Annotated in this window: 6 protein-coding genes; 2 read left to right on the top strand and 4 right to left on the bottom strand. The window is 62.6% G+C overall.

What is annotated here, in order from left to right:
- Positions 1–387: YajQ family cyclic di-GMP-binding protein (locus tag VZ95_RS09005; protein WP_045775556.1), on the top strand; the 387-nt coding region annotated here is incomplete at its 5' end.
- Here VZ95_RS09005 and VZ95_RS09000 read toward each other — a convergent pair.
- The 4 genes from VZ95_RS09000 to VZ95_RS08985 form a co-directional block, all read right to left on the bottom strand.
- Positions 344–1,204, bottom strand: coding sequence for a protein-methionine-sulfoxide reductase heme-binding subunit MsrQ (locus tag VZ95_RS09000; protein ID WP_045775555.1), 861 nt, complete (start codon positions 1,202–1,204; stop codon positions 344–346). The two genes, VZ95_RS09005 and VZ95_RS09000, sit on opposite strands and share 44 nt — an antisense overlap.
- Positions 1,205–1,266: 62 nt before the next feature.
- Positions 1,267–2,142, bottom strand: a complete 876-nt coding sequence (locus tag VZ95_RS08995; RefSeq protein WP_045775554.1) for a 50S ribosomal protein L11 methyltransferase — start codon at positions 2,140–2,142, stop codon at positions 1,267–1,269.
- A 67-nt stretch (positions 2,143–2,209) separates the two neighbouring features.
- Positions 2,210–2,839 (bottom strand): hypothetical protein, encoded by a 630-nt coding sequence (locus tag VZ95_RS08990; protein ID WP_045775553.1) that lies wholly within the window; start codon positions 2,837–2,839, stop codon positions 2,210–2,212.
- Between the two features lie 96 nt (positions 2,840–2,935).
- Entirely contained in the window at positions 2,936–5,209 is a 2,274-nt protein-coding gene (locus tag VZ95_RS08985) for an ATP-dependent helicase (RefSeq protein ID WP_045775552.1), read from the bottom strand.
- Between the two features lie 118 nt (positions 5,210–5,327).
- On the opposite strand from VZ95_RS08985, the gene VZ95_RS08980 reads away from it, so the two are divergent.
- Positions 5,328–5,662: YbaN family protein (locus tag VZ95_RS08980; protein ID WP_045775551.1), on the top strand; the 335-nt coding region annotated here is incomplete at its 3' end.

Below are 5,662 nucleotides of genomic sequence, written 5' to 3'. Positions count from 1 at the left end.
GGCTCGAAGTGCGAAATTACGCGCAAAGAGAACGACTTAACCGTTCTCGCCGACGATCAGCTCAAGCTCGATCAAATGCACGAGTTGCTAAAAGTGCATTTCACCCGCCGCAAGATCGAACCCAGCGCGCTCGATTATAAAACCGTCGAAAAAGCGATGGGCAATAGCGTGCGCCAGGTCATCACCGTCAAGCAGGGCATTCCGCAGGACGTGGCGAAACTGATTACGCGCGCCGTGAAGGATTCGAAAATGAAGGTCCAGGTCGCCATTCAGGGCGACGAGCTACGCGTGACCGGCAAAAAGCGCGACGATCTGCAAGAAGCTATCGCGCTGTTGCGCACGCTTAAGATCGAACAGCCCTTGCAGTTCGAGAATTTCCGCGATTAGCGAACCCCGGTCGCGCTTGCCAGAGTAAGGCGGCGAGCGCGACCGTGCCGGTCAAAATTGCGACCCAATGGGCCGGACGAAGCCCCAACCCGGTCGAAAAATTCACGCTGAGAACCGCCATCAACGGCGCGCCGCTGCGCAGGCTGTACCAAAGCGCTTCGAGGCCTGCCGTTGCGAGTGTGACGGCGATCACGCTCGGCAGAAGCGCCCATCCAGTGCGGGCTTTCGGCCAGCGCAGCAGCAGAACCCACAGCAGCAGCCCGCTCATCACCATCGGCTCGCTCACCTCCAGCTTCGACTGGAGGCCGAAATGCACCAGGGCGACGGCGGCCAGCGGATAGGTGAGGCGATGCAACCCGCGCCACGCCCGCCCGCCCATCCGGCGCAGCATGCCGTCGGTCGAGGTCGCGGCCATCGCCGCCAGCCCCAGCAGGGCGACAAAGCCAATCGTGAGATAAAAACGCAGATAGATTTCGGAAGCGACTTTTCCGAGGTCGAAGGATAGATCGACGATATACAGGGCGAAATGCAGCGCGGCATAGGCGAAGACCGCCACCCCCACCATCCGCCGCACCTGCACCAGAGGCGCGGCGCGGAAGAGATGACGAACGGGGGTGATCGCCAGCGAGACCAGCCACAGCCGCACGGCCCAATCGCCGCTGCGGTGGATCGTCTCCATCAGGGGGCGCGGCCCAAGATCCGGGGCAAACCCGCCCCAGCGCAAGGCAAGCCACAGGGCCGGCAGGAAGAGGGCGATAAAAACGGCTAGCTTGAGCGCGGAAATCTGCCCGCTTCGGGTGCGCCACGGGGCGGCCATGTCATCGCTCCTTATAGGACATAGACTGACTTCGGACGCGCCGGGTCGAGGGTTACATTTCCTTACCGCCGCGCCGCCAAAACCAGCGTGCTCCACCCTTTACGGCGCTGGCGGTTGACCAGACGCAGCCCTTGCCGCCGGTGCGCCGACAGAACCAGGGCTTCCTGGGCTTGCAGCAGGCCGGAGAGAATGACGGTGCCGTCTTTCGACAGGTGCCGCTTCAGGTCTTTTGCAAGCTGGCACAGCGGCTTTGCCAGAATATTGGCGACGATGAGATCATAGGGCTTGTTGCGCCCGATGATCGGCAGGCGGTAGCCCGCGCCATGCTCCACCCGCACCCAGGCCTTTTCGCGGTTGAGGTGCATATTCTCGCGGGCGACGCGCACCGACTCGCGGTCGAGGTCGGAGGCGATCACTTTGCGGCGGTAGCGTTTGGCCATCGCCAGCGCGAGAATGCCGGAGCCGCAGCCGACATCGAGCGGCTTTTTCGGGCGGCGCTGCTTGCCGATACGGTCGATGGCGATCAGGCAGCCGCGCGTCGTTTCATGCTCGCCGGAGCCGAAGGCGGTGGCGGCATCGAGCAGCAGCGGGATCGCACCCGACGGGGGCGGGCCTTCGAAATGGGAGCCGTGGATAAAGAAACGCCCAATGGTTTGGGCGGGGAAGGAGCGGCGGTTTTCCGCCAGCCAATCGGTTTGCGGCAGCGCTTCAATTTCGAATGTCGGCTGCGGCAGCCCGTAGGCGACGGCGGCCAGTGTCAGGCGCTCGGCCACGGTCGCGCTTTCCGGTTCCTCAATCGCATAGGCCTCCAACCGCCAATCGCCGCCGGGGACGATTTCGAAGGCGGCAATCGCGACCGACAGATCGTCCAGCGCATCGGCGAAGGGCTGAACCGAGGTCTCTTTGACCACGAGGATGATTTTATATTCTTGCGCCATAATGAGCCCTACCCGCGTTTTGATGCGGTGCGCACCCTAAAGCGCTTTGCCGTTAGGGGAAAGCGCTTTAGCCGCCCGCGCTTTCCGACTTCTTCATCGCGATTTCAAACATCTCAAAAGTTTCCGGCGTCAGGCTGAGGAACTGCGCGCCAAGGCCGCGCACCGCGCCGACATGGCGTTTTACTTCGGCGCGAAAGAACCCAGCTTTCGTGGTTTTATCGAGCCGGATCATGCCGGAAAACTGCTGGCCGATTTTCAGTTTGCCAGCATAATTGCCGATGAGGAACCCCGAGAGCGACCAATTGACCGTGCGGTAGGCGAGGCTGAACAGCAGCGGTGGCAGGTCGGCGGCGGGGTTCGTTTCTTTGACGGCGTAATATTGGGCCAGCAGTTCTTGGCCCTCGCTGGAGTGAAGCTCGAAGCTCGCTGCCATTTTTTTGTTGATGTAATCGACGCGCGCCGCGTGCCCATCGAACAGAAACACCTTCGGGCTGCCGCCGATTTTGAGCACGCCGGAGAAATCTTCGCCGGTTGCAAGCGCGCCCTCATAATCCGAGAGAATCAGCTTGCCCGGTGCCCAGGTTTTGGTGCGGTACACCTTATCGCGCAGATCGATGAATAGGTTCGGCATGTTCAGCCGCTTGTCCCGCACTTTGGCGCGGGCCGGGCCGGCTTTTGCTTGTGGTCGACCGATCATGCGCCCTCTCCCCCGCGATACCGACTAATTATTCTGACTCACCATTTCTTAACAGAATGAGAATCGAACCGTAAGATGATGCAAACCCTCACAGTCTTACGCGCTTTTCTCGACAAATGCAGCCATAACATGCTTCACGCCCGCCGCTTCGAAGCTGACTTGCAGTTTATCGCCATCGGCAATCTCCACGGTGCCCGTGCCGAATTTCTGATGGAAAACCCGCTCGCCGACCTGAAAGCGCGGCGATTGGCCGGTTGCAAGCCGGGTGGCGCGGCCTTCAATGACCGGGCCACGGCTGGGCGCGGCGCGGCGGGCGGCCCAACGGTCGCCATTGCTCTCGCCGCCGCCGTAACTGGCGCCGCTATAGGTTTCGGTCGAACTTGCGCGATAGGCCCCGGCGAGGCCGGTGGCGGCGGAGAGGTCGATATCGGCCTGCGGGAGCTCGCTGAGGAAGCGCGACGGCAGCAGCGACTGCCACTGGTTATGAATGCGCCGATTGGCGGCGTGGAAAATATACGCGCGCGCTTTTGCTCGCGTAATGCCGACATAGGCGAGGCGGCGTTCCTCCTCCAGTCCGCGCGCGCCGGTCTCGTCCAGGCTGCGTTGATTGGGGAAAACGCCCTCCTCCCAGCCGGGCAGAAACACCGTGTCGAACTCCAGCCCCTTGGCGGCGTGGAGCGTCATCAGGGTAATCTGCTCTTCCTGGCTGTTTTCGGCGCGCTCGGTGACGAGGCTGACGTGTTCGAGGAAAGCCGGGAGGCTCTCGAACTCTTCGACCGCGCGCACCAGTTCCTTCAGATTTTCCAGGCGGCCCGGCGCTTCGGGCGATTTATCGGCCTGCCACATCGCGGTATAGCCCGATTCGTCTAGGATTTGCTCGGTCAGTTCGGCGACCGATAGCCCCTGGGCCAATTGCCGCCAGCGGTCGATCGCGGTGAGAAAGCCCGAGACGGCTTTGCGCGCCGCCGGTTTTAGCTCGTCCGACGCCACCACCTCATAGGCGGCGAGGCTCAAAGACAGGCCCGCGCCGCGCGCCGCCCGGTGCAGGGTCTGCAAGGCCACGTCGCCAATGCCGCGCCGGGGGACATTGACGATGCGCTCGAAGGCGAGATCGTCGTCGGGCTGGGCGATCAGGCGCAGATAGGCAATGGCGTCACGCACTTCCGCCCGCTCGTAGAAGCGCAAACCCCCGATCACGCGGTAGGGGACGCCCAAAGTGAGCAACCGCTCTTCAAACTCGCGCGTCTGAAACCCGGCGCGCACCAGAATCGCCATCGAGCCGAGGCCGTGGCCGTCGCGCTGGAGGCTTTCGATTTCGTCGCCGATCTCGCGCGCCTCTTCCGACCCGTCCCAAACGCCGCGCACTTTGACCGGCGCGCCGCCGTCTTTATCGGTCCAGAGGGTTTTGCCGAGGCGGCCTTCGTTATGGGCGATGAGATGCCCGGCCGCCGCGAGGATCGGCGCGGTAGAGCGGTAGTTTTGTTCCAGGCGCACAATCTTTGCGCCGGGGAAATCCTTATCGAACTTCAGGATATTGTCGATTTCTGCGCCGCGCCAGGCGTAGATCGATTGATCGTCGTCGCCGACGCAGCAAATATTCTTACTCTGCTGGGCCAAAAGCCGCAGCCAGAGATATTGCACCACATTGGTATCTTGATACTCATCGACGAGAATATAGCGGAACTTGCGGTGATATTCGGCCAATACATCCGGGTGCTGCTGGAAGATGGTGACGATATGCAGCAGCAAATCGCCAAAATCGCAGGCGTTGAGAATCTTCAGCCGGTCCTGATACTGCCGATACAAATCGACCAGCCGCCCGCCCGCCGTCTCGCCGCCGTCATCGATGGAAAGCTTGTCGGGGGTTAAGCCGCGATCCTTCCAGCGTTCGATGGTGCCGAGCAGCAGTTTGGCGGGCCAGCGCTTTTCATCGACCGCATTGGCCTGCAAGATTTGCTTCAGCAGGCGCAGTTGATCGTCGGTATCGAGAATGCTGAAGGTGCTTTTCAGCCCGACTAGTTCCGCGTGCCGCCGCAGCAGCCGGGCGGCGAGGGCGTGGAAGGTGCCCAGCCAAATATCCTGCGCCATCGGGCCGATTTGCGCCGCGACGCGGTCGCGCATTTCCCGTGCGGCCCGGTTGGTGAAGGTGACGGCCAGAATCTGCCACGGTTGCGCCCGCCGCGTTAGAATGAGATGGGCGAGGCGGGAGGTAAGCACGCGGGTTTTCCCCGTGCCCGCGCCCGCCAGCACCAACACCGGCCCTTCGGTGGCTTCCACCGCGTCGCGCTGCGGCGGGTTGAGCCCCATAAGATAGGGGGGAAGCGCGTCGGGCGTGCCGGGTTCGGGCAGATCGGTAAAGCTATCGTTCATGATCCGTTGTCTATACTGGAGCCTGACGCGAAAGGCTACCCTGGGACAGCTTGGTTCCGAGGGCGGAATTTTTTGCGGAATGTTACACAGGCGGGCGATCCCGCAGGCCGGAGGGGGGATGCGGATTATCTGGGCAGCCTGTGGCGGGGTGGCGCTGGTTCTGGCGATTGTCGGAATCCTGCTGCCGCTGCTGCCGACGACGCCGTTTCTGCTGCTCGCCGCTTTCGCCTTTGCGCGCAGTTCTCCCCGCCTGGAAGCCTGGCTGCTGCATCACCCCCGCCTGGGGCCGCCGATCCGGAATTGGCGGGAACAGGGGGCCATTGACCGCAAGACCAAGCGGGTTGCGCTCGCCAGCATGGCGGCAACGCCGCTCGGTTCCTGGGCAATCGGAGTGAGCGATACGGTGCTGGTGGTCCAGATCATCCTGCTCTGCGGGGCGGCGAGCTTCGTCGC

This window comes from Elstera litoralis (assembly GCF_000963705.1).
In the GTDB taxonomy this organism is placed as follows: domain Bacteria; phylum Pseudomonadota; class Alphaproteobacteria; order Elsterales; family Elsteraceae; genus Elstera; species Elstera litoralis.
Note: the sequence above shows the minus strand (reverse complement) of the source record. Positions and strands in the feature narration are given on the sequence as shown.

Excerpts from the sequence above, each read along its gene's own strand:
- VZ95_RS09000 (WP_045775555.1), bottom strand. The coding sequence starts at position 1,204 with ATGGCCGCCCCGTGGCGCACCCGAAGCGGGCAGATTTCCGCGCTCAAG.
- VZ95_RS08995 (WP_045775554.1), bottom strand. The coding sequence starts at position 2,142 with ATGGCGCAAGAATATAAAATCATCCTCGTGGTCAAAGAGACCTCGGTT.
- VZ95_RS08990 (WP_045775553.1), bottom strand. The coding sequence starts at position 2,839 with ATGATCGGTCGACCACAAGCAAAAGCCGGCCCGGCCCGCGCCAAAGTG.
- VZ95_RS08985 (WP_045775552.1), bottom strand. The coding sequence starts at position 5,209 with ATGAACGATAGCTTTACCGATCTGCCCGAACCCGGCACGCCCGACGCG.